The sequence below is a fragment of the Hymenobacter qilianensis genome (assembly GCF_014638675.1).
GTDB classification, from domain to species: domain Bacteria; phylum Bacteroidota; class Bacteroidia; order Cytophagales; family Hymenobacteraceae; genus Hymenobacter; species Hymenobacter qilianensis.
Genome location: NZ_BMFN01000002.1, coordinates 584414 through 609660, shown reverse-complemented (window position 1 = coordinate 609660; position 25247 = coordinate 584414). Strand labels below are relative to the sequence as shown.

Below are 25247 nucleotides of genomic sequence, written 5' to 3'. Positions count from 1 at the left end.
TACTATCCTGCTTCGGCCGGATGGTGGATTTTATGCGCTCACAATGGCGAGTCGGCTCTCCTTAGTCACACACTCAGCAAGCACAAAAAAAGCCCCCCAACTCTACAGTCGGGGGACTTTTTCGCTGGAATACTAAATGCTTATTCCTTTGACACTTGCAAGGATTCAACGCCCTCGGTGGTATGCACCTTCACTACGTACATGCCGGCCTGAAGACTGCTGCCTACTTCTTTTCCATGCTTGCCTTCGCCCTGCTCCACCACTTGCCCGAAGCCGTTGTACACTTCATAGGTGAAGTCGTGCTTGGAAGCAATTCGGAAGGAGTTGGTAGTAGGATTAGGATAGACGGTAGCCTTGCCTTTCACCTTGTTTGGGGCTGCTGGGCTTGCACTTGCTATGTCCATGTCGGAGCCCAGGTAGAAGCTCGTGTGCGGTGGCTGGTTGTAAGCCACGTTCTGCCAGGCGATGCTCAGACGATACTGAGGGTCGTGCATGAGCGTGGTGAGGCGGTACTGAGTTGGAATGGTGGTCGTGAAAATCAGCAGCTCCTCATCGTTTGCGTTGCGCCAGATAACCTCTTCCCGCCAGTCGCCAAACAGGTCGGCGGAGAGGCCGGGATTGGCCTTTGTAGTGTTGTTCTGGGCCGCCCCGAACGTTGAGGCTGAAAGCATACGCTCCGATTTGCTGGTTTCATAGTTCCACTTGTCAATGGAAGTGCCGTCCAGCAGCTCACGCGACAAGTCGCCATCCCACCAGATAGCGAAGTTTATGCTGGGGCGGGAAGTGGTGATTTGTTCGCCTTTGGCCGAAACCAAACCGCCTCTGGAAGCCCAGGCTTCGAAGCCCTTATAGCGCGGGTCGATGTCGGCGGCCAGGCCGCGGCCTACGTCACCCTGATTAGGGCCAGGCCATCCCCAGATAAGCTGCCCGGTGCGGGCGTCGCGGAAATCGGCGGGGGCGCTGCCATACGCTTTCTGGTCTTCGTGGGGTGAATAAGCCTCCAAGCCGGGGCGGTCGGGGTCCATGTCTGACACGTGCAGCGCATCGCCGTGGCCGCGACCCGTGGAGTAGATTCCTTTGCCATTATCATCAATAGCGCACGAGCCGTACACGATTTCGTCTTTGCCGTCGGCGTCTATATCGGCTACGCTGAGGTTGTGATTGCCTTGGCCGCGGTACGCCTTATTGCCGGGCGCGCTTGGGTCTTCCGTATCGAAAGTCCAGCGCTGGGTGAGTTGGCCATTCTTAAAATCCCAGGCTACCAGCACCGCCCGAGTGTAGTAGCCCCGGCACATCACCAGGCTCGGGTTTACGCCGTCGAGGTAAGCCACCGCCCCCAGGAAGCGGTCGACGCGGTTGCCGTAATTGTCGCCCCAAATAGCGTTTAGCTCAGAAGTTGTTGGGTTGTCGCCCTTGGTGGGGTGGCGCTGGGGCAGGTAGGTCACACTTGGGTAAGCGGCGCCCGTGAGGCCATTGAACACGGTCAGGTATTCGGGGCCGCGCAGAATGTAGCCGGCTGAGTTGCGGTAGTCGGCGTTGGCATCGCCCAACACCTTACCCTGACCGTCGATGGTGCCGTCAGAAGTTTTGCAGGCTACTTCCGCCTTGCCGTCGCCATCCAGATCGTACACCATAAACTGCGTGTAGTGGGCGCCGGCCCGGATGTTTTTGCCCAAATCAATGCGCCACAGCTGGGTGCCATCGAGCTTATACGCATCGAGGTACACGTTGCCGGTGTAGCCGCTCTGCGAGTTGTCTTTCGCGTTGGAGGGGTCCCACTTTACAATAATCTCGTAGGTGCCATCACCGTCCACGTCGCCCACCGAGCAGTCGTTGGGGCTATATGTGTAGGGGCCGCCCGCGTTTGTGCCGCCCGCGGGCCGTTGCAGCTTCAGCGTTTTGTATTGTTGGGGCCAAACTGTGGCCAGCTCCGGTTTCGACGACTCCTCTCCGTGGTCAGGGCCGCCATTGCGCACGGCGCGCACGAAATAAGTAGCATCGGGGGCCGAAGCAGCGGTTGCGTCTACCCAGTTGGTGCTTTCGGTGATGGGTTTGGCGTTTAGTTTCACCGCTTCGCCATCGGGGCCTTTGCGAAATAGATTGAATCCCACTTTGGCGTTGTCGGTTGCCAGAAGGCGCCAGCTCACGAACACCTGGCCATCGGGTAGCTTCACCGCCACAATGCCACGATTGAGCTTCTCCAGTTGCCGCTGCGCGGCCTGGGGGGCTTTTTTTGGGCCCTGCGCCATACTCACGACGGGCGTGCTCAATGCAGTCAGCATCGCGCACATGGCTACATTGCGGTTGAGCCATTGTAAGTTTCTAATCATAGAAATAGAGTTGGAAGTGAAAATGGGTATAGGTCGGAAATACCAGCCCGCCAGATGGGTGCCCTGGTACTTATCAAATGTGATCTATAAAATACCGGGAAGTGTCCTGCAGTGTCCTGCGTATAATATTTTAATGATCAGTGTATTCTGACTGTTGCCGTGGGCTTTGTCTGGCCTTTTCAGGCCTTGAGGTTTGTCTCAATTGCCACTCAAAAACAGCTTATGGTTGCGCTGACGGCGCTTGGTTGGAGTTGTCGGCTTGCTGTTCGCCCCAGGCTGGGCACGGAGAGTACAGGAGAGTTTGGGCGGGGCGAAGCTTTTCCTTGTGTATGCTTCCTGATGCCGCCCTTTATGAGAAACACGTTCGTACTGCTCGTCCTGCTTTGCTGCCTTACCGCCTTCGTGCATTCGGCGAAACCCAAGCCCACGCTTTACCTCATCGGCGACTCCACGGTGAATAACTCGCACTTGCCGCAAATGGGTTGGGGAAGCAAGCTGGGGGGCTTTTTTGACACCACCCGCATCACTATTGCCAACCACGCCATGGCCGGGCGCAGCACCCGCACGTTCGTGTCGGAAGGCCGCTGGCGCCGCGTCGATTCGCTGCTGCGGCCCGGCGACTTTCTCATCATGCAGTTCGGCCACAACGAAGGCAGTGAACCCGATACTACCAAGGCCGGGCGGCGCGGCGTACTGCGTGGTACGGGCGAAGAAACCAAAGACCTGACCTGGCCCGATGGGCGCCAGGAAACGGTGCATACCTACGGCTGGTATCTGCGCTCTTTTATTCGGGGGGCAAAAGCGAAAGGCGCCACGCCCATCGTGGCCTCCATGATTCCGCGCAACCAGTGGAAAGATGGCAAGGTGAAGCGGGCCAACCAGGATTTCGGCAAATGGGCTGCCGAAGTAGCTCAGCAGGAAGGCGTACAATTCATCGACCTGAACAGCATCACAGCCGACAAATACGACAAGATGGGCCCGGAGGAAGTAGCCAAATTGTTCGCCGGCGACCACACTCACACCAACGAAGCCGGCGCCCGCATCAATGCCGAATCGGTAGTGGCCGGAATCAAGCAAATCAAGCGTTTGCCTTTGCGCAGCTATCTGGTCGAACGATAAGCTCTTAGCAATTAGAACGATGTAGAGACGCGTACTTGCGTCTAATCGTTGAACGACCGAAACCGCGCCAACTAAACAACATCAGCGACGATTAGACGCAAGTATGCGTCTCTACATGCTGCATTATTTATCACCCGCCGCAACAATGAAAATCACGCGGTCAGCCTCCTCTTTCATGAATAGTTTCTTCGCAAAAATGCCCCCCAAAGGACTTGGTATACTGCTGGCTTTCTTCCTGTTTTTCTCCCTGGCTTTTCTGCCCAAAGAGCGGCCAAAACCCACCTTGTATTTGATTGGCGATTCGACTGTGAAAAACGGCAAAGGCAATGGCGACGGCGGCCTCTGGGGTTGGGGGGCTTTTTTGCCCGCACACTTCGACACAACCCGCCTAGCTATCCGCAATGCAGCCTTGGGCGGCACCAGCAGCCGTACGTTTCGCACCAAAGGCTTGTGGGCCGATGTGCAGGCCAAACTCAAGCCCGGCGACTTTGTCATCATGCAATTCGGCCACAACGACAACAACCCCCTGGCCGACACGGCCCGCGCCCGCGGCACCATCCGCAGCAACGGCGACGAAAGCGAGGAGATTTATAACCCCATCACCAAGCAGCAGGAAGTAGTACACAGCTACGGCTGGTATTTGCGCCAGTACATTGCCGAAGCCAAGGCCAAAGGTGCCACAGTCATTGTGTGTTCCCTCATTCCGCGCAATCAGTGGCAGGATGGCAAAGTAAAGCGTGCCTCCACCGACTACGGGCGGTGGGCCGCCGAAGCAGCCAAACAAGGAGGCGCCTTTTACATCGATTTAAATAGCCGTGTGGCCGATAAATACGACGCTGAGGGCGAGCAAAAAGTGCGTGCCACCTACTTCAACGCCCAGGACCACACGCATACCATCGAGGCCGGCGCGAAACTGAATGCTGCTGTTGTAGCCGAAGGAATACGCGACCTCAAAAAATGCCCCCTACAGAAGTATTTGGCAAAGAAAGCGGGCTAAATGCTACAATAGAACGTCATGCAGAGGGGTAGCGAAGCATTTCGCGTGCAGTCGTTGGAATAGTAAAATCAACCAAAAAGGCGGTCATGCTGAGCTTGCCGAAGCATCTCTAATAGTTAGCCTCAAAATCGATGCAACAAAGCGGGAGAGATGCTTCGGCAAGCTCAGCATGACGTATAGTAATCCTGCGTCAGCACGCAAGATGCTTCACTGCGTTCTGCATGACGGCCGACTAATGAAATGAACGCCTCTGCGTTAGCACTGCAACATCTACTGTTTTAGCAGCAACTCCAGTTCCTTCTGCGTCACTTGAATCACGGTGCCGTGGCGGGCACCGGTTGGAAAGCGTACTTGGTCGGAAACGTCGGTCCAGGTTTGGAGGTCATCGGAGCGGACGGCGCCGTACTTGTGCTCGGTGTATTTATCGAAATACACCAGCCACTGCTTGCCTAGTTTAATGGCGGTAGGCCCTTCAGCCCAATACTTGACGGTAATAGGAGTAGAGGCTTTGCTGTAAGGACCAATCAGGTTATTGCTGAACGCCACCTTAAGCTTCTTTTGGGCCGGCTCGCGAGTTTCGTCTTTCAAAATCATGATGTAGCGTTTGCCGTCGCGCTGAATGGTGGCGTCGATGGAGTTAAAGCCGGGCTCATATAGCAGCTTTGTGTCGGTAAAAGTTTTGAAGTCCTTGGTTGTGACGTAGTAAATGCGGTGGTTGTAGGCTTTGTCGGCGGTGCTTTGGGTTTCAGGAAATTTGCCGGTGATGGTGGTAGCCCAATAGATTAAATACGTGCCGGTTTTTTCGTCCAATGTGATTTCCGGAGCCCAGCAGTTGCGCGCTTCCGCCTCGTGCTGCATCACCGGAATAAACCGCTGCGCTGACCAGTTCACCAGATCATTGGAGGTGGCGTAGCCGATGCCCTTATCGTTCCAGCTCACCGTCCAGACCATGTGAAACAGGCCATCCTTGCCCCGAATCACGCAGGGGTCGCGCATGAGCTTGTCCTTGGCCACGGTGGGGCGCAGAAAGGTGCTGTCTTTTTTTAGCGCCGACCAGGTGTAGCCATCCTGGCTGTGAGCCAGGTGGAGGCCATCCTGCCCGTTGCCTTTGAAGTAGGCAAATATCAGCGCCTGTTCTTTGGGTAAAGGCTGTTGGGCAAAGATATTCGAGTACAGAAAAAAGCCAACGAAAAGCAGGAAAGCCTTAGCGTTTTTTGAGGAGAGAAATTGCGGCATCTGGGGGGCTTTTTACAATCGTTTTTTGGAATGCTTGGTGGGCTTTAGCTGAATATAAGTGGGCTGGTCCCGGTCGCAGGTGAGCTTGCCGTTGATGTAGTGCAGTTCGGCTACTTGTATCAGGCTGCGCTTGGTGGCGATGGTGGCGGCCGCGGAGGGTGTGCCTTCGGTGCGGCCGGGATGGGTGAAATAGAACAAATAAGCTCGGTCGCCCTGCACTACCACGTCGGGGTGGCCGCCGATGGCCTGATCTTCCGGGCCTTTGCCGGGCAGCTCCACGAGGCGTTCTTCCTGCGGCTGCCACTGCTGCAAGTCGGTGGAACTGTACACGCCTAAGCCCTTCCACTTGTCGATGATCATCCAGTAGCGGTCATGCCAGCGAAACACTTTGGGGCCTTCGCCGCGCTCCTTGAGGGCCAGACCTTTATCCTGCCACGTGTACAGGTCGGGGCTGTCGGCGTAGTAGATAGATTTGCCGTCGCGCTCGTTGTTATACCACATGCGCCATGTGGCATCGGGGAGGCGAAAGACGCTGGCATCAATCACCTTATCGGTAATGAGAGGCAGGGTCGATTCGTACTTCCAGTTCAGCAAATCGGAGCTGGTGAGGTGCAGAATATGGCGCGGGTGGTTCCAATCAGTAAATATGCCCGGCACATAGGTCAGAAACATATGGTAACCACCCTGAGCGTCCTCCACGACATCAGGCGCCCAGTGCGTGTATTGCGGGGTAGGGCGGTAGTTGATGTTGGCCGTATCGCGGTAGCTCCACGTGGCGCCACCATCCACCGATTCGGCAATGCTGATGCGCGTGCCGTGCACCCAGGTTACGCCTTCGGCAGCGGGGTCGGTGGCGCGGCGGTTGGTGTAAAACATAAACCACTTTTTCTGCTGCTTATTCCAGATCACAACAGGGTCGGCGGCGCCGTCGAAAGTAGGGTCACGATACAGCGGCTTAGCCGCCAGCCTGCCAGACGGCCGGCGCTGCGCCAACGCATATGTGGGGGGCAAAATTGAAAGCAAAAGCAGGCAGTAGAAAACGTGTTTTATCATGCTAATTGCCATCAGGTTTTATGGTGTCGGTGCGCGGACTTTCGGCCCATTGCCAAGAGGCCAGCGCATCTGGTCTGGTGGGTGAAAAAGGCGGGGTGTCATTCCTCAGAAACTTCACCAAATCCAGCTTGTTGGCCTTGATGCCCTCCGCCACGCATTTGGCAATCTGGTAGGCGCCATACGGACTGAAATGGGTGTTGTCGGCCAGGGCCTGCGCCTGACCCGGATAGGCATTGGCGGGGTAATGCACGAAGGCTTTTTTCGATTCTTCCACACCTATCGTTTCGTAGAGCGTTTGGGTCATGGCGGTGAGGTCGATGAGGGCCACGTTCTCGGCGCGGGCGACGTTGCGGGCGGCTTCGGGGTAGTCGCCGAGGCTGTTCTCAATCTTGCCATCGGGGCCGAACGAGCGGCGGCTGGTAGAAGTCAGAATAACCGGAATTCCGCCCTTCTTTTTGGCTTCGGCTACGAACAGCTTCAGGCGCTCGGTGTAGGAGTTGTAGGCGCCATCCTGGGGGCCTTTTTCCTTCTGATCATTGTGCCCAAACTCAATGAAAAGGTAGTCGCCGGGCTTCATGATGCTCAGTGCTTTTTCCAGGCGCCGCGAGCCCAGAAAGCTGCCCAAGCTTAGGCCCGATTCGGCGTGATTGGCCACGGCCACACCGGGCTTTAGAAAGCGCGGCAGCATCTGACCCCATGAGGCCCACGGTTCGTACTCCTGATTGACTACGGTGGAGTTGCCGGCCAGAAAAACCGTTACGGCGTCAGGTGCAGGCGTTATTTCCAAAGAACTCAGGCAGGTAGTAGCGCCGTTAAATTCCAGCGTCAGCTTGTTATCCCAATCCAGCTTGGTTAGCTCCCGCGGCTTTAAAGCCACAGAATTGCCCCCCAGGATCTCTCGGCTTTTGATGTTGATAGTAAACGTGTGCGTGCTGAATTTGCCGGCCGCGGTTTCCGTCTTTTCCAGCAACAAGCGGCGCGATTCCGCCTTCACCGACGTAGACGAGCGTCCCTTGGCGTCACCCAGCGTAAAGGTCACATTGTAGTTGCCCTCCGGCAGATCGACGGAGAAATAAAACGGCTTGTCGCTGGTAACAAAATCGCTTTTCAGCGCATCTTTTCCGCCCCGGTCGACGGCCTTGACGGTGGTGTTGAAATCGAAGCCGTAGCCTTGGTCGGGCGTGTAAAGCGCAGAGGGCAGAATCTGCTGATAGCCCGGCGCGGTTTTACCCGATCCGAAATCGAATTTAAAGCTGGTTTTGGTCGGTTGCGCGGCCGTGCTTTCCGCCAGCAGCAGACTAACCAAGCCAGCCAATAAGAGGCGTGTGCGTTTCATATAGGCAGTGGCAGCTACGTGAACGTGCCAACGAACTAAATGTAAACGCCGCCTCGTTGGTAGCTTCCCTGTACTGTAGGGTGCGGCTAAATAACGGCGTGCGCCGCGGCGCGGCCGGCCACGCGGCCCGAGAAGAGGCAGCCACCCAGAAAAGTGCCCTCCAGGGCGCGGTAGCCGTGCATGCCACCGCCGCCAAAGCCCGCTACCTCGCCCGCTGCATATAGGCCGCGCACGGGGTTGCCGTCTTCATTCAGCACCCGCCCGGAAAGGTCGGTTTCGAGGCCGCCCAGCGTTTTGCGGGTGATGATGTGCAGGCGCACGGCAATGAGCGGGCCAGCGGCGGGGTCGAGGAGGCGGTGAGGCTTGGCCGTTCGGATAAGTTTGTCCCCCAGGTAGTTGCGAGCACCGCGCAGAGCCGTTATCTGGCTGTCTTTGCTGAAGGGGTTATCCAGCTGCCGGTCGCGGGCCCGGATTTCGCGCTCCAGCGAAGCCAGATCGATCAGGGGCGCTTCGGTCAGCGCGTTCATGCCCCGCACGAGGTCGGCCAGGTTGTCGCGTACCACAAAGTCGGCGCCGTGCTTTTTGAAGGCTTCGACGGGGGCGGGCGCAGCTTTGCCGAAGGCGCGGCCTAGGGTTTGGCGCCAGTCTTTATTGGTCAGATCAGGGTTTTGCTCTGATCCGGAAAGGGCAAACTCCTTGCGCAGAATACGTTGCGTGAGCACAAACCAGCTGTAGTCGTGGCCCGTTTGGCGCAGGTGGCGCAGGGTGCCCAGCGAGTCGAAGCCAGGGAACAGGGGCACGGGCAGGCGGTTGCCGTGGGCATTGAGCCAGAGGGAAGACGGGCCAGGCAGAATGCGAATGCCGTGGTTGGGCCAGATAGAGTTCCAGTTCTGAATGCCTTCCGGGTAGTGCCACATGCGGTCCTGGTTGATTAAATGCCCCCCAGCCGCCGCGCTGATGCCCAGCATGAGGCCATCGACGTGGGCCGGCACTCCCGATAGCATGCTTTTGGGCGGCTCGCCGAGGCGCGTGGGCCAGTTTTGCCGCACCAACGCATGATTGGCCCCAATACCGCCCGACGTAACGATAACCGCCTGCGCATAAAACGCGAAATCTCCCACGGCTATACGGGAGCTTTTCTGCCCACGCAGCACGTCGCTGGGCTCCAAAATTTCGCCCAGTACGCCGTTCACAACGCCATTTGTCACGATTAGCTCTTCTACCCGATGGCGAAACTTGAAGGTAATCAGCCCGCGCTTTACAGCTTCCCGCACGCGGCGCTCAAAGGGCGCCACCACGCCCGGCCCGGTGCCCCATGTCACGTGGAAGCGTGGAACCGAATTGCCGTGCCCGATGGCGCCATAGCCGCCGCGCTCAGCCCAGCCCACTACCGGAAAAAAGCGCATGCCCTGCTGGTACAGCCAGGAGCGCTTCTCGCCGGCCGCAAAGTCTACGTAAGCCTCGGCCCAGCGCCGGGGCCACTTGTCCTCGGGGCGGTCGAAGGCGGCGGTGCCGAGCCAGTCTTCCAGGGCCAGGGCGTGCGAATCGCGGATGCCGAGGCGGCGCTGCTCAGGTGAGTTGACCAGAAAAATGCCCCCCAGCGACCAGAAAGCCTGCCCGCCCAGACTTTGCTCGGGCTCCTGGTCTAGCAGTAGCACGCGCTTATTCGCGTCGGCCAACTCGGCAGCGGCTACCAGGCCCGCCAAGCCGGCACCAATGACAATAACATCAGCTTCCATAGGCAGAATGGAACAGGTACAAGTACCGAAAGTAAGCTATATCGCCTGATTAAGGCTTTGGATTCTGCGCCTGATGCCAGGTGTTGTAGCGACGTACGATTTGCGGGATGTCGCGCTGCCGGTACTGGCCTGATTTCAGATCGGCGACTAGGTCGGGGAAATCGGCAAAATAAACAGCAGCATCCTTCGGGAATCTCCAGCCATAGACGTCTTCTAGCCGCTTCCTATCCGGGCGATAAATGACGAGGGTGTTGTCGGGGTAGTACATTCCGCGCTTACTCAACGGCCCGAACGCGGGATATTTCGCGTTTTTCCTCGGAGTGACAGGAGGGCTGGATTGACTGTTATTAATCAGGGAGTTGGCATAGGCACTTACGCGGCTGGGGCCAGTAGAATTGCGGTGCCCAGTACTGAGCAAGCCACCACTGCTGAAAGGCGCTCCTCCCTGACCAAGATTGAAACTGTAATAATATAGCTGCGCTTCCCCCGCTACCACCTGCTGCAAGAAACCCCGGCAGGGCGTATCTGAGCCCTTCTGGGCAAAGAGGAGCGAAACGTAGCGTATAGTATCCAGGTCTACATAGTAAGTGAAGGAGGCCAGCTGATAGCCATCCAAAAAAAGGCGTTGGTGGCCCTGTAGCAGAATAAACTCCACCCGATACTGCTGCGTGAGCCTTGGAGCCGGAACAATTGCCCCCCGCAGCGTATCGCCCCCCATCGTGACCACATACCCCGGCATTGGCTTGTTCTTTTGGGCAAACGCGCTAGCACTAAAACTCAGCAGGCTAACAAGCAGAAGCAGATGATACTGCCGGGGTAGAAGACGGCTCATAATAAATAATGAAATATATATCAGACCCTAAGTGAGAAGACAGCCTCCTAGTGTACGGGCTTTTGCGCCTGATGCCAGGCGTTGTAGCGCCGCACAATCTGGGGAATGTCGCGGGCACGGTACTGGCCTGATTTAAGGTCGGCGACCACCTCCGGACAGTCGCTAAAATAAGTGACAGCATCTTTCGGGAATCTCCATCCACTGACATCTTCTAGCTGTAGCTTATCCGTGCGATAGATGACGAGGCTGTTTTTAGGATTGTATACTCCGCGCTTACTCAACGGCCCGGACGTGGAGTGGTTTCCATCTCTATTGGAAATGATACGAGCATTTTCCTGCCAGCTACCACCCCTCAGGGATGCATAGATATTGCCGGGATTGGGGTCTTTAGGATTGCTATAGCTGGAACCGGACCGGCCGTTATTGCTAACAGGTAATCCTTGCCGAACATGATTGAAGCTGTAATGATATAGTTGCGCTTCGCCCGCTACTACCTGCTGCAGAAAACCACGGCAGAGGGTGTTAGTGCCCTTCTGGGCAAAGAGGAGCGAAACGTAGCGTATAGTATCCAGGTCTGCATAGTAAGTGAAGGAGGCGAGCTGATAGCCATCCAGAAAAAGCCGTTGGTGGCCCCGTATCGGAATAAACTCTACCTGGTACTGCTGCGTCAGCCTTGGAGCCGGAACAATTGCCCCCCGCAGCGTGTCGCCGCCGGCCGTAACGACGTAGGCCGGCAAGGGCTTTTTCTGCGCAATAGTGTCCACGCTTAGCCCCAGTAGAAAAGCTAGTAGGAGGGAGCAACGAAACCAGTAAAATAGAAGCTGCATAACGGAATAGAAATACAATTGAGAAAAGCCTACTACTAAGTAAGTAAAGTATAGCTATTCTCCTACGGTTTCGGCCGGTCAATTTGCAACATTCCCATCTTGTGTAGAAAGATAACCGTGTCAAGCGAGCCTACTGCGCCAGTAAATGCCTGCGCGGCTGCCAAAACTGCTTTATCTTTCGCCTTCCCACCTGAGGTGCCGTGCCTGATTAGCCAGCCGCTGGCCGAACCAATGCAAGCAGCCGTATTTCCATTTTGTCAGTATGAAGCAACCATCCTTTTCAGCGGGCTTTGTGCTTGCTTGTTCTCTTTTAAGCTCCTGCCAGATGCAGCAATCGACCGAAACGGGTGACAACTCCGGGGCTATATGGAAATCGGAGGCGTACGCCGTGTATCGCGATAGTGTAGTGCAGGGCAAGCACGTAGCACGCGTGCTTTCACCTACCTCCCTCACGTCGAATTATCAAAGTCCGGCCAACGCGTTTCAGAGCCCCGAGATCAACTTTAAGTTTAGTATAAACGGCAAGGATAACGAGCTTGCGCCGGGCCAGGATCACCGGTTTGTAGCCGTGCCGCGGGCGGGCGCCAACGCACCCGAATTGCCGGTACTCGTGTTTGGGCAGCGCTACGTAGACCCCGGCCCGGTGCCGGCCGATACCTATTTGCCCCCCAACACGCCCATGAAGATCCGGCTGGATATGCGGCCGGTGCTAGAAGCGTTCAAGAAGCAAGGCTACTACACCACGTTCAAGGGCGAAAAGATTTATAAGGAAGACTTTAAAAAGGTATTTGTGGCCGGCAACACAGCGCCGCTCAGCTGGGATTTTGACAACCTCATAAACAAGCCCGAACTGGAGCTGAAAGACCCCGATGGCAACGGCATTTACGAGGCTACGCTGACGCTAAATGCCCCCCAGGCGGCCAAAACCACCGCTGGCAAGTGGGAGAAGTCGATTAAGACCGATGACTTTCCGCAGTACACCTCCCAGTACCCCATTGCCGATGCGCTGTATAATCTGACGCTGGAGGAAGCCCGGCGGGCCGTGGAGCCGGACAGCACCTTCCGCACGGGCAAGGAGTGGGCCGGCGTCTGGACCCGCGACATCAGCTACAGTATCATCCTGGCTATGGGTATCTTGCAGCCGGAAGTGGCGATGAAAAGCCTGATGCGCAAGGTGTCCGGGGATGGCCGCATTATTCAGGATACCGGCACGGGCGGCGCGTATCCGTGCTCCACCGACCGCATGATCTGGGCCACGGCGGCCTGGGAAATCTACAAAGTGACCGGCGACGAGCAGTGGCTGCGCACAGTATATCCCATCATCAAAAAGTCGATTGAGGACGACGTGCAGAACGCTTACAACGCCCGAACGGGCATGGTGCGCGGCGAGTCGTCGTTTCTGGATTGGCGGGAGCAAACCTACCCGAAGTGGATGCAGCCCGTGGACATATATGAGTCGGAAACGCTGGGAACCAACGCCGTGCATTATCAGGGCAACGTGGTGCTCAGCCAGATGGCCCGCATACTTGGCGAGCCGGCCGTGGCCAGCAAACATCAGCAGCTAGCGGAGCAGATCAAGCAGGGCATGAACAAACACCTCTGGATGGCTGAGAAGGGCTATTACGGCCAGTTTCTGTACGGCCGCACCTACAAAATACTGTCGCCACGAGCGGAGGCGCTGGGCGAGGCGCTAAGTGTGCTTTTTGGCGTGGCCGATGGTGATCGGGCGGAGCGAGTGGTGCAAAAAACGCCCACCACAGCTTACGGTATCAGCTGCATCTATCCACAGATTCCGGGCATTCCGCCGTATCACAATAACGGCGTGTGGCCCTTTGTGCAAAGCTATTGGGCGTTGGCGGCGGCCAAAGTTGGCAACGAAGCCTCGCTGACGGAAAGCATGGCCGCCATCTACCGGCCTGCCGCCCTGTTCCTAACCAACAAGGAAAACTTCGTGGCTGAGAACGGCGACTTTGCCGGCACCCAGATAAACTCCAGCAACATGCTTTGGAGCCTTTCCGGCAACCTGAGCCTGGTGTACAAGGTGCTGTTCGGAATGGATTTTCAGGCTGATAAGCTCGTGTTTCGGCCCTTCGTACCAAAGGCATTTGCGGGGCCGCGCAAGCTGGCCGGCTTCAAGTATCGGGGGGCGGTGCTGGATATGGAGATGGAAGGCTACGGCAATGAGATAACGACCATCACCCTGGATGACAAGCCATTAGCGAATGCCACCATTCCGGCCACGCTTACCGGTCGCCATAAGGTGCGCATTCTCTTGGTCGGAAAAGCCCCCCAGACGGCCTCAGTAAACCAGGTAGCCAACCGATTCTCGCCCGCAGCGCCCGAAGTTGCTTTTGCAAACAATCGCATCAACTGGAATAAGCAGGAAGGCGTAAGGAGCTACCGCATCCTGAGAAATGGCCAGACCATCGCCACTACCACGGCCCAGGAGACGCCGGCCGATGCCACGGGGTACGCTGAGTATCAGGTAGTAGCGGTGGATGCCGCGGGTCTCGAATCGTTTGCCAGCGAGCCGCTGGTGGTGAATGGGGAGAAGTTCAGCCAACTGTACCAACTGGAGTCCGTTACTCCGAAGGCGGCTTTGCCGTACAAAGGCTTTACGGGTCAGGGCTTTGTTGAAATCAGCAAAACAAAAAACAAGGCGCTGAGTATTCCCGTGACGGTGCCGGAAACGGGTCTGTACGCCATTGATTTCCGCTACTCTAACGGCAACGGACCGATCAACACGGAGAATAAGTGTGCCCTGCGTACCCTGCGAAACGGTCAGCAACAGCTGGGAACCATGGTAATGCCCCAGCGCGGAGTAGCTGAATGGTCGAACTGGGGCTTCACGAACTCAGTGCAAGTGCAATTGGAAAAAGGCCCCCAGACGTTGACTTTGGCCTTTGAGCCCGCTAATGAGAATATGAACGGCGAGGTGAACCAGGCCATGCTGGACTACTTGCGCCTGACACGAATTCAATAATAACCAATGCCGCAAAACCGTCAAAAATAAACAACCAGAACGTCATGCAGAGCAACGCGAAGCATCTCGCCCGCTTCGTTGCAATAGTAATCTAATGTCAGCGAGCGAGATGCTTCGCGTTGCTCTGCATGACGTTCTTTTCGATTATATTACTATTCCAGCATCAGCACGCGAGATGCTTCGCCCTGCTCTGCATGACAACGATTTAAATAAGGAGACTGAAAATCGTCTTCTGACAAGGCGTTTGGTTCGTCGGTAAAATGTTGGAAATTGCCGCACGTACTTCCCACCCTATACTTTTTTGCTTTAACACCATTTCTTATGATGACTGAACAACTCACCACACTGCGGGCCGGCGTGCTTCACGGCGACGAAATACAAGCACTTTTCCGTCATGCCAAGGCTAATGCCTACGCGATGCCGGCCGTAAACGTGACGGGTACCAACACGGTGAATGCCGTTTTGGAAGCCGCCAAAGCGGTGAATTCGCCGGTTATGATTCAGTTCTCGAATGGTGGCGCCCAGTTTTTTGCGGGTAAGTCAATCCCCAATGGCGACCAGCGCGCCAGCATCGCGGGGGCCATTTCGGGTGCCCAGCACGTGCACCTGATGGCGGAGCTGTATGATGTGCCCGTTGTTCTGCACACCGACCACGCCGCCAAGAAACTGCTGCCTTGGATTGATGGTTTGCTGGAAGCCGGTGAAAAGCATTTCGCCCAGTACGGCCAGCCGCTGTACAGCTCCCACATGCTGGACTTGTCGGAAGAGCCGATTGAGGAGAACATTGAAATCTGCAAGCGCTACCTGGAGCGCATGGCTAAGATCGGAATGACTCTGGAAATTGAGCTGGGCGTAACCGGCGGCGAGGAAGACGGCGTCGACAATACCGACGTGGATAGCTCCAAGCTTTACACCCAACCCGAGGAGGTAGCTTACGCCTATGAGCAGTTGAGCGCTATCAGCCCGCGCTTTACCGTCGCGGCGGCCTTTGGCAACGTGCACGGCGTGTACAAGCCCGGCAACGTGAAGCTGCAACCCAAGATTCTGCACAACTCGCAGGAGTTTCTGCGCAGCAAGCACAACATCACCGAGGCTCTGCCCATCGACTTCGTGTTCCACGGCGGCTCAGGCTCTAGCCAGGAAGAAATTCGTGAGGCCATCAGCTACGGTGCCATCAAGATGAACATCGACACCGATTTGCAGTGGGCGCTGTGGGAAGGCATCAAAGATTACTACAAGAAGAGCGAAGGCTATCTGCAAGGCCAGATCGGCAACCCCGACGGCGCCGATTCGCCCAACAAAAAGTACTACGACCCGCGCGTGTGGCTGCGCAAAGGTGAAGAGACTTTCGTGGCGCGCCTGAAGCAGGCGTTTGAGGATTTGAACGCGGTTAATCGCCGGCCGTAGTTCGCCTCGCCCCCCGGCTCCCTCTCCTAGGGGAGAGGGGGAGCCTAGCGCTGGGCCTCCGCGGCTACGTCGGCTGCCGCCTCCGCAACCGCAACCGCTACCGTGTTCCTTTCTTGGTTTTATAAAGCAACAAAGCCCCCCAGAGGTATATCTGGGGGCTTTTTTTATGCTAACCTTAGCGGATGAAACAGGTAGCCGTACCTGGAGCGAGAGCGGAAGGTGCGGCATAGGCCGAGCGTGAGGCTCCCCCTCTTTTTGGGAGAGGGGGCCGGGGGGTGAGGCTACAACGTCTTCGTAAAGCTTACCCGAATTTTGACCTGAAAATCGGATATTACTTTGAAGGTTTCCTTGAGTGTAACCTGCTCCACTTGCGTGAGCGTGCGCGGGTCGAGGTAGTTGGTAGGAGGGGTGCGGTCGTTGATAATCTGTTGAGCCTGTTTCTTGAGCCGGATGCCCATCAGGTAGTAGTAGGCGTGCAGAAGCTCCTGGTATTCTTTGTCGGTAAACACGTTTTGCTCATTAAGCAAAGCCATGCGCTCGCCGGTATTGGTGGTGAAAATCTGCTGACGCAGGGCGTACACGCGCACCAGATCCACGATGGGCGTCATGGTTTTCTTCAGGTCAAATACTTGCTGCGATCCTTGAGCGAAGGTGCGGATGTTGCGGAAAAACGTGAGGGGCGGCTCGTATTGCAGGGCATTGTTGGCCATGTAGTACAGGAAGCGGTCGAGGCGGCCTTGCAGCTCGGCGCGCAAGTGGTCTTGCAGCTCCGTTACCAGGCTTTCCTCGCCGTAGAGGAAGCGGCAGTCGAAGAAGCTGGAGAATTTCATCACCGTTTCCTGATTCGCTTCCGTCATCCAGGCCGTGTAATTGCGCTTCCAGTGCGAGAGCGAATGCGTCCATTTGGGGTTCATAGCCATCAGGCCGCCCTCGCAAAAGGAGAAGCCAATGTTATTGAGCCGCTCCGACACGATGCGGGCAAACTCCAGAAAATACGCACGCACTGCTTCGCGCTGTTCGTTGGCTTTGTCTTCGTAAATGATGGCGTTATCCTGGTCGGTAAGCAAGGTTTGCTCTTTGCGGCCCTCGCTGCCCAGCACGATAAACGCGAATTTGGCGGGCGGCGGACCCTGCTCCTGAATCACGCCTTCGATAACTTTCAGGGCAATGGTGTCGGAAACGCTGGAGATAATCTGATTCACGATTTCGGGCTTCACGCCGCGGTCCAGCAATTGGTACACCATGTTGGGCACCTGCTGCCAGCGCCGCTTCAGCTCCCGCACCGAGAGCGTCTGCTTCACGGCCTGAATGAACACAAACGGCGACTGCGCCTGGTCGCTGAGCAGCTTGTTGCGGCTGATAAAGCCAATGTACTCGTCGGCCTTTTTTACCAGCAGATACCGGGTTTTGGTCCTGAACATCCGCAGTACAGCTTCATACACAAAGGCGTGACTATCAATGTCTACCACGGGCGCGTCCATAATTGCAGCCACCGGCTGATTCGCGTCGAGCAGGCCGGCTACCACCTTGTCGCGCAGGGTTATATCCGTCACGTAGCCTATGATGGACGCGTCGGGCTCGTCGTTGGTGATGAAGTAGCAGCTGGTGCGCGCGGCGGCCATGCGGCGGGCCACTTCATGAATGGGCGTGCTGCCAGCGCAGGCCACAATATCGCGCAGCTCCACGGTTTCTAGGCGGCGCGAGTAGAGCTGATCGGAGAGGATATAATTTTGCCCCCCAGGCTTCTGATCGGGCCGCAAAAAGTGCGCATACTCAGGGTTGAGCATCTGCTGCCCATACCGGTGCGTGAAGTACTGGAAAAAATCCTCGTACGCCTGGCACAACGCCCGAAAGTCGCGGCGGTGCAGGAAGTACACGCGCGTGCCTTTGCGGGCCATCACGGTGCGCAACGACCGTTTTTTATTCAGGAGCACCGATACGCCCCCGTAGCAGGAGCCTGGGGGGCAAATTTCGATCAGGCGCTTGTTCTGCTGGCTGTCGTAGAAAAACGTTTCGTACTCGCCCTCCGCCACCAAATCAATCCCGCGCAGCTTCGACACATCCTGCAGATAAATAACCGCTTCCTTGGGGTGCGTCACTTCCTGCAGCAAGGCAGCTACTTCCTCCAGCACGTCTTCGGGCAGGCGGTTGAAAGGCGTTACCGTTTTGAGAAATTCCAGGCGGTCGTTCATGTCAGAAAATAAGGAGCAGAGCCACTAGGGCAGCGAGGGCCAGAACTATTATGAAATGGGTGGAGGGGCGCCACCGCCGCGAAACGGTTTTCCCGGGTTCGCCAAGAGGTCGTTGGGCCATCATTATTTGTTCGTTGATGTCGCCGCGCTCCCAAAGTGCAAAAAAGCAGCGCGCCGTGGCATACGCGTCGGTCAGCGCGTCGTGCTCGCGCGCCATTGGCTCATTAAAAAGCCGTTGGTGCAGCTCATTTAACCGCAGCCCGCGTTTTGGCTGAGTCGAATACTGTAGAAAGCGGGCCGAAGTAATCATGGTGCAAAACGTGGGTAGCTCACTGACCGGATTATCAAGCCCGGCGCGATAAAAGCCCACGCCCATCATATGATAATCGAGCTGCATAAAATGCGCGACTACAAACGGCTGATACTGGAGTAAATCGTCGTACAAACGGCGCATTACCTCGTGCCGCGGCTTCCCGTGTTCCCGCAAAAATTCCGGCGTGATGCCGTGAATGGTAGCAGAGGCCGGGCTCATGTCGTAGTCGCTAGACAAGATGTAATGATTCTCCGCCTTTACTTCCTGACCGTCGCGCGTGTACACCACCCACGCCAACTGGGCTATATGGGGCCAGTTGTCGCGACTCGAATACGGCTTGTTCCAGTCCTGCGGGATGCCGGAAGTCTCTGTATCAACGAAAAGCAGATATTCTCTCACGCGGCCCTGCTTTAGGTGTGATTGTTCAACGATGGCTACCGCTGGGGGGCAAATTTACGTCCTAGCGCTTGCCCGAATGCAGCGACGACTCCCGAATAAATAATTGCGGCTGCAACACCACCTGGCGCTGATAAAAGGGCGTGCCTTTGGCCTCTACCAGTTCCATAAATAAGCGCACCGTTGCCTGCCCCATTTCCTCGCAGCGCTGATCTACGGAAGTCAGCATGGGCTCGGTGATGGCAGTGAAGCCTTCGTTGCTGAAGCCTGCCAGCGCAATATCCTGTGGCACGCGAATACCCCGGCTTTTGAGTAGTTGGAGCGCGCCCAGAATAGAGGAGTCGCCGGCGGCAAAAACGCCATCGGGCGGATTCGGCAGCGAGAGTAGCTGCTTCATGCCTTCCTGGCCCTGTTCAAGAGTCATGTCGGAATAAACGATCAGCTCTTCATCGGGGGGCAAATTGAAGCTGCGTAGGGCGTCGAGGTAGCCCTGGCGGCGGTTTTTGTAGATGTTCAGGTGCTGCGGACCCGCAAAATGCGCCACCCGGCGGCAGCCCTGCTCCAGCAGGTGCTTGGTGGTTTGAAAGGCACCTTCCCGGTCATTCAGCACCACCGCATTCACGTTGTCGCCTTCCAGAATGCGGTCGAAAAAGACCAATGGAATACCCCGTTTGCGCACCTTTTCAAAGTGTTTGAAATCGCGTGTATTGCGGGCTAACGATACCAGAATGCCCGCTACCTGCGCATTAAGCAAGGTTTCGATATTCTTGCGCTCGTTGGCTACATCCTCATTCGACTGGCAAATAATGACGCTAAATCCTGCCTTGCGGGCCGCCGTTTCGATGCCATGTACCACCGAAGGAAAAAAGCGGCCTTCTATATAGGGCACAATTACGCCTATAAGCTTGCTTTTGCCCTTGCGCAGTGCCGCCGCCATATGATTGGGCTGGTAGTTAAGCTTTTTGGCCAGCTTCAATACTTTCTGCTTGGTAGCAGGCCCAATACTGTAGTGGTCGCTGAGCGCGCGGGAAACCGTGGTCATGGAAACGCCTAGCTCCTTCGCTAAATCGGCCATGGAAACTGGGCTGTCGGGCACTTCCTCTTTCTTAGGTTTGCGTGGGTTCATAATTTGTATTCGTGGTACTCGGTGGGTGGGTACCAGCCCATGGCTCGTTCATTCGCTCCCGCTGTCAACGAAGAGTAACAATGAATCCGCGCAATTTTACTTATTTAAGCATAGATTACACAATCGTTAATGTAAACCAAATGCTTTGATGAAAAAACTTCTATATCTGAGCTTGCTGCTAGTCGCTCATTGGGCACAGGCGCAGGCCAGCAAAGACCTGATTCCGGCCCACGATCCGGTGATGATTCGGCAGGACGGCACATATTATATGTTCTGCACAGGGCCAGGCATTGCCATATGGTCGTCGAAAGATAGACAACAATGGCAGCGCGAGAAGCCCGTATTCAGTGAGGCGCCCAGCTGGGCGGTAAAAGCTGTGCCGGGTTTCAAAAATAACCACATCTGGGCGCCCGATATTTCCTTCCAGAATGGGCAATATTACCTTTATTATTCCATCTCGGCCTTCGGAAAAAATACCTCCTGCATTGGCTTAGCCACGAATAAAACCCTGAACCCGGCATCACCCGATTACAAATGGGTAGACAAAGGCAAGGTCATTCAATCGGTGCCGGGCCGGGATATGTGGAACGCCATCGACCCCAATCTGGCCCGTGATGCAGACGGGGCGCCGTGGCTCAGTTTCGGCTCCTTCTGGAATGGAATCAAGCTGGTGAAGCTCCGCGACGACCTGACGGCCCCCGCCCAACCCGAGCAGTGGCGCACCATCGCCAGCCGGCCCCGCAACGCCCAGTTCACGGACTCCATGCCCGGCGACGCGGCCATTGAAGCCCCCTTTATTTTTAAGAAAGGCGCTTATTATTATCTGTTTACGTCGTTTGACTACTGCTGCCGTGGCCCGCAAAGCACCTACAAAATGGTTGTGGGCCGCGCCAAGGAAATTACGGGCCCTTACACCGATAAGGCCGGAGTGGGCTTGGAGCAAGGCGGCGGCACGCTGGTGATGGAAGGCAACAAAGACTGGTATGGCGTAGGGCACAACTCGGTGTATACCTTTGATAACCAGGATTACCTGGTGTTTCACGGTTATGATGCGGCCGATAAGGGACGGGCCAAGCTGCGGATGGAGAAGCTGGTTTGGGATAAAGAGGGCTGGCCAACACCGGGGCAGAAGTAATTAGCGCGGCAAGAAGTTTGTTTTTGCATACTTTGCACAAACGATTGTGAAATAACGTCTCAAAATTGGAAGCAGTGGTTGCGTAATCCGATTCTTAAATTGAATTTGTGAAGCCAGACGGCTGTGTAAAATAAGTTTGCTTCATGCCTGACCATGAGCTGCACAGGGCAAATCCCACCTCATTTCCCTGAGCCCGTTTTTTATAGTTCTCTTTGCTGAATTAACACGTAGACAGAATGTAGGATGGGGGCATTTATCTTCAGCCGCTCAGAAAGACTAACACCGAAGCTTTAAAACCAACTTTCGCATGAATCCATTAGTAGCTATCCGCCAGTTTGACCAAAGCATCTGGCTTGACTTCATTCGGCGCAAAATTCTCATCAACGGTGAGTTGCAGCGTCGCATCACCGACGAAGCCCTGCGCGGCGTCACGTCCAATCCAGCCATTTTTGAGAAGGCCATCGGAGGCAGCGACGACTACGACGCGGCCATTGAAAGCTTGGCTTTGCAGAATAAATCGGCAGATGAAATCTACACCGAGCTGGCCATTGCCGACGTGCAGCACGCCTGCGACCTTTTCCGCCCCGTGTACGACAGCCACGATAACGCCGGCGACGGCTACGTGAGCCTGGAAGTATCGCCGGCGCTGGTGAACGATACGGAAGGCACCATTGAGGAAGGCATGCGCTTCTGGAAAGCCGTCGACCGCCCCAACGTGATGATTAAAGTGCCGGCAACTCTGGAAGGACTGCCCGCCATTCGCCGCCTCATTGCCGAAGGAATCAACGTGAACGTGACGTTGATCTTTGGGTTGGAGCGCTACAGGCTGGTTGCTGAGGCCTATATGGCTGGTCTGGAAGACCGCGTGAAGGCCGGCCAGCCTATCGACAACATCGCCTCCGTGGCCAGCTTCTTCCTCAGCCGCATTGATGTGCTGATTGACCCCATGCTGGAAAAGATTGCGGCTGAAGGCGGCGAGAAAGGCTCACTGGCGCAGTCGATGGTGGGCGAAGTAGCCTTGGCCAGCGCTAAGCAGGCGTATCAGATCTATAAAGAAATATTTGCGGGGCCGCGCTGGGAGGCTTTGCAGGCAAAAGACGCCAATACCCAACGCTTGCTGTGGGCCAGCACCGGCAATAAAAACCCGAAGTACGACGACCTCAAGTACATCACTAACCTTATCGGGCCGCGCACGGTGAACACGGTGCCGGTAGAAACGCTGGATATTTTCCGCGAAAAAGGCCAGCCTGCCAACCACCTGGAAGAAGGTCTGGAGAAAGCGCAGGAAGTGCTGCGCCGCCTGCCCGAACTTGGGCTTAACCTGGAGGAATTGACCAACCATTTGGAGGTTGATGGCGCCAAGAAATTCAACGAGCCCTTCGGCAAACTCATGGAGTCGTTGGAGAAGAAACGGCAAAAAGCCTTGGGCATCACGGTGGCTTCGGCTACAATGCAGCTAGGCGAGTCTCAAACGGCCATTGATGCTAAGATTAAGGAGTTCAACGGTAAGAACTTCACCGAAGGCTTCTGGCAAAAAGACGCCGCCCTCTGGACCCAGGATGCGGAGGCTCAACAGAGTGTGCGCAGCTTTATGGGCTGGCTGCGCGTAGCCGAAACGATGGTGCAGGCGGTGCCCGAAATCGAGCAGTTTGTGCACGAGGTAAAAGCCGCCGGTTTCAAGCACGTAGTCGTGATGGGGATGGGCGGCAGCACGATGGCACCTATCGTGTTCAAAGAGTCGTTCCCGATGGGCGAAAACGGCCTGCCTATCTCAGTGCTCGATACGACAGACCCCGGCACCGTAAAGCAGATCGAAGAATCGGTGCCGCTGGCTGACACGTTGTTTATCGTTGCCAGCAAATCGGGTACGACGGCCGAGCCGTTGGCTTTCGGCGACTATTTCTACGACCGTATAAAACAGATAAAGGGCGATAAGGCCGGCGAAAACTTCGTGGCCATTACTGACCCCGGTTCTAAGTTCGTGACCTCGGCCACGGAGCAAGGCTACCGGCGCATCTTTCTCAACTTCCCGGAGGTTGGGGGGCGTTTTTCGGCCCTGACTTACTTTGGCTTGGTGCCCGCGGCCCTGTACGGAATAAGCATTGGTGAGCTGCTGGCCCGCGCCATCGGGATGATGCGTGCCTGCGGTGCTTATGGCAGCACTGGGGGGCAAAATCCGGGCTTGGAGCTTGGAGTGGCCCTCGGCGTACTGGCCGAGCAAGGTCGCGACAAGCTGACGCTGGTAGTGCCCAACTCGTTGAGCGACTTAGGGCTGTGGCTGGAGCAGCTGCTGGCTGAGAGTACCGGCAAAGAAGGCAAAGGCATTCTGCCGGTGGCGGGTGAGCCGCTCGGGGAGCCCAGCCTGTACGGGCACGACCGAGTATTCGTGTACGTGGGCTACGAGAATGAAGCGGACGAAGCCAACCAAAGCAAGCTGCAAGCCTTGCAGCAGGCGGGCCACCCGGTTATCACCATTCTGATGAAGGATGCCTTGGATCTGGGGGCTGAATTCTACCGCTGGGAAGTAGCCACAGCCGTAGCCAGTGCGGTGTTTGGTATCAATCCCTTTGATCAGCCTAACGTGCAGGCCGCCAAAACTGCTACCGACCGCCTGATGAAAGTGGTAGAGCAGGAGGGCCAGATTCCGCAGAAAGAGCAGCCCAAAGTGACCGAAAACGGCGTGGCCTACTACACCGCTGTAGGTGGTAATGATGCCGCCGAAGTGCTGCAAAACTTCTTCGCCCAAGCCAAGCCCGGCGACTTTTTGAACGTGCAGGCTTACCTCACCGAATCGCCGGCGATGAATGAGAGCTTGCAGCAGCTGCGGGCTCAGGTGCAGGAGCAGCTGCACATTGCTACTACCTCGGGGTATGGACCGCGCTTTTTGCACTCCACGGGGCAGTACCACAAAGGTGGACCCAACACGGGCCTGTTTGTGCAGTTTACCGTTGATCACCCGCAGGATTTGCCGTTGCCGGGCCGCTCGTACACGTTTGGTACGTTCAAGAATGCCCAGGCCCAGGGCGACCTAGAGGCCTTGCAGCAAAATGATCGGCGCACGTTGCGGGTGCATCTGGGTTCCGATGCCGGACAAGGAATAAAAACTATGTTGGCAGCACTGGCTACTGCGCCGCTAAGCGTGCAGGAAGCGTAAGCTGATTACAAATGGCCTGCTCACTTGCAGGGCAGGCCATTTGTTTTTACGTGTTCATTCCCATCTCTTAATTCCATCTATATGAGAGTAAACCTAACCGTTGCGGCAGCTTGCCTTGGAATAGCTGCTTTTTTTTCTGCTTCTGCACAATCGATTGTGAAGCCGGAGCTTAACCCGCCGGGGGGCAATCCTATCATTAAAAACAAGTATACTGCCGACCCGGCTGCGCTGGTTTACAAAGACAAAGTGTACATCTACGCCGGCCACGATGAAGCGCCGCCCAAGCAGGAGCGCTACGTGATGAACGAGTGGCTCTGCTTTTCGTCGTCGGATATGGTGAACTGGACGGAGCATCCGGTGCCACTGGCGGCCAAGGATTTTGCCTGGGCCAAGGGCGACGCGTGGGCTTCGCAGGTGGTGGAGCGCAACGGCAAGTTTTATTGGTACGTGGCCGTGGAGCACGGTACTATCCCAGGCAAAGCCATTGGGGTAGCGGTGGCCGATAATCCGTTGGGGCCATTCAAGGACGCGCGCGGCTCAGCTCTGATTACCAACAATATAACCACCAAGGCTACGATTAGCTGGGACGATATTGACCCCACCATCTGGATTGATGGAAAAGGCCAGGCGTATCTGTTTTGGGGGAATACAGCTTGCTACTACGCCAAGCTCAAGCCCAACATGACTGAGCTGGACGGCCCAATCCAAACCGTGGACCTGCCCAAGTTCACCGAAGCCCCCTGGATTCATAAGCGCGGCGACTGGTATTACTTGTCGTATGCGTCAGGCTTTCCGGAGAAAATCGTGTACGCCATGAGCAAGAATATCGAAGGGCCGTGGGAGTACAAAGGTATTCTGAATGAAATAGCAGGCAATTCCAACACCAACCACCAGGCTATCATTGACTTCAAAGGCCAATCGTATTTCATCTATCACAACGGCGCCTTGCAAACCGACGGCGGCAGCTTCCGCCGCTCCGTCTGCATCGATAACCTTTACTATAACAAAGACGGCACCATGAAGCGCGTGGTGATGACAACCGAAGGAGTGAAGCCGGCTAAATAACCGCACT

The 25247-nt window shown here is 56.2% G+C and carries 17 protein-coding genes; 7 read left to right on the top strand and 10 right to left on the bottom strand.

The genetic code is table 11. The annotated features are described in order from the left end of the window. Positions 1-140 precede the first annotated feature (140 nt). Positions 141-2330: a rhamnogalacturonan lyase family protein gene (locus tag IEW06_RS10380; protein ID WP_308422006.1), complete on the bottom strand. Its 2190-nt coding sequence runs from the start codon at positions 2328-2330 to the stop codon at positions 141-143. 351 nt (positions 2331-2681) lie between these two features. On the opposite strand from IEW06_RS10380, the gene IEW06_RS10375 reads away from it, so the two are divergent. Then, on the top strand, positions 2682-3449 hold the full coding sequence (locus IEW06_RS10375; RefSeq protein ID WP_188548228.1) for a rhamnogalacturonan acetylesterase: 768 nt from the start codon (positions 2682-2684) through the stop codon (positions 3447-3449). A 175-nt stretch (positions 3450-3624) separates the two neighbouring features. Then, on the top strand, positions 3625-4446 hold the full coding sequence (locus tag IEW06_RS10370) for a rhamnogalacturonan acetylesterase (RefSeq protein WP_229743098.1): 822 nt from the start codon (positions 3625-3627) through the stop codon (positions 4444-4446). Between the two features lie 270 nt (positions 4447-4716). On the opposite strand, the gene IEW06_RS10365 is transcribed toward IEW06_RS10370, so the two are convergent. From IEW06_RS10365 to IEW06_RS10340, 6 genes are all read right to left on the bottom strand, one after another. Continuing rightward, on the bottom strand, positions 4717-5682 hold the full coding sequence (locus IEW06_RS10365) for a glycoside hydrolase family 43 protein (protein WP_187732474.1): 966 nt from the start codon (positions 5680-5682) through the stop codon (positions 4717-4719). A gap of 12 nt (positions 5683-5694) precedes the next feature. Then, positions 5695-6735: a glycoside hydrolase family protein gene (locus IEW06_RS10360; RefSeq protein WP_187732473.1), complete on the bottom strand. Its 1041-nt coding sequence runs from the start codon at positions 6733-6735 to the stop codon at positions 5695-5697. Between the two features lies 1 nt (position 6736). Further along, the gene (locus tag IEW06_RS10355) at positions 6737-8071 is read right to left on the bottom strand and encodes a rhamnogalacturonan acetylesterase (protein ID WP_187732472.1); all 1335 of its coding nucleotides are present in this window, start codon (positions 8069-8071) and stop codon (positions 6737-6739) included. Between the two features lie 86 nt (positions 8072-8157). Continuing rightward, a complete protein-coding gene (locus IEW06_RS10350; RefSeq protein ID WP_229743097.1) occupies positions 8158-9810 on the bottom strand; it encodes an FAD-binding dehydrogenase in 1653 nt (550 codons plus the stop codon). 49 nt (positions 9811-9859) lie between these two features. Continuing rightward, positions 9860-10642 (bottom strand): hypothetical protein, encoded by a 783-nt coding sequence (locus IEW06_RS10345; protein ID WP_187732471.1) that lies wholly within the window; start codon positions 10640-10642, stop codon positions 9860-9862. A 47-nt stretch (positions 10643-10689) separates the two neighbouring features. Continuing rightward, complete coding sequence (locus IEW06_RS10340) at positions 10690-11406, bottom strand: hypothetical protein (protein WP_188548227.1); 717 nt, start codon at positions 11404-11406, stop codon at positions 10690-10692. A 388-nt stretch (positions 11407-11794) separates the two neighbouring features. Between IEW06_RS10340 and IEW06_RS10335 the strand changes: the two genes are divergently transcribed. Together IEW06_RS10335 and fbaA are read left to right on the top strand one after the other, a co-directional pair. Then, the gene (locus tag IEW06_RS10335; RefSeq protein ID WP_229743096.1) at positions 11795-14452 is read left to right on the top strand and encodes an alpha-L-rhamnosidase-related protein; all 2658 of its coding nucleotides are present in this window, start codon (positions 11795-11797) and stop codon (positions 14450-14452) included. A 324-nt stretch (positions 14453-14776) separates the two neighbouring features. Next, positions 14777-15859 (top strand): class II fructose-bisphosphate aldolase, encoded by a 1083-nt coding sequence (fbaA, locus tag IEW06_RS10330; RefSeq protein WP_188548484.1) that lies wholly within the window; start codon positions 14777-14779, stop codon positions 15857-15859. A gap of 281 nt (positions 15860-16140) precedes the next feature. Here the strand turns inward: fbaA and IEW06_RS10325 are convergent, their stop codons facing one another. The 3 genes from IEW06_RS10325 to IEW06_RS10315 all read right to left on the bottom strand — a co-directional run bounded on the left by IEW06_RS10325 (position 16141) and on the right by IEW06_RS10315 (position 19886). Further along, positions 16141-18051, bottom strand: coding sequence for a DUF294 nucleotidyltransferase-like domain-containing protein (locus IEW06_RS10325; protein WP_187732469.1), 1911 nt, complete (start codon positions 18049-18051; stop codon positions 16141-16143). Position 18052: 1 nt separating this feature from the next. Continuing rightward, on the bottom strand, positions 18053-18763 hold the full coding sequence (locus IEW06_RS10320) for a 3'-5' exonuclease (protein WP_187732468.1): 711 nt from the start codon (positions 18761-18763) through the stop codon (positions 18053-18055). 61 nt (positions 18764-18824) lie between these two features. Further along, on the bottom strand, positions 18825-19886 hold the full coding sequence (locus IEW06_RS10315; RefSeq protein ID WP_187732467.1) for a LacI family DNA-binding transcriptional regulator: 1062 nt from the start codon (positions 19884-19886) through the stop codon (positions 18825-18827). Between the two features lie 148 nt (positions 19887-20034). Between IEW06_RS10315 and IEW06_RS10310 the strand changes: the two genes are divergently transcribed. From IEW06_RS10310 to IEW06_RS10300, 3 genes are all read left to right on the top strand, one after another. Continuing rightward, complete coding sequence (locus tag IEW06_RS10310; protein WP_188548225.1) at positions 20035-21021, top strand: arabinan endo-1,5-alpha-L-arabinosidase; 987 nt, start codon at positions 20035-20037, stop codon at positions 21019-21021. Between the two features lie 307 nt (positions 21022-21328). Next, entirely contained in the window at positions 21329-24175 is a 2847-nt protein-coding gene (locus IEW06_RS10305) for a bifunctional transaldolase/phosoglucose isomerase (protein WP_188548224.1), read from the top strand. A gap of 81 nt (positions 24176-24256) precedes the next feature. After that, on the top strand, positions 24257-25240 hold the full coding sequence (locus IEW06_RS10300) for a glycoside hydrolase family 43 protein (RefSeq protein WP_188548223.1): 984 nt from the start codon (positions 24257-24259) through the stop codon (positions 25238-25240). Positions 25241-25247 lie beyond the last annotated feature (7 nt).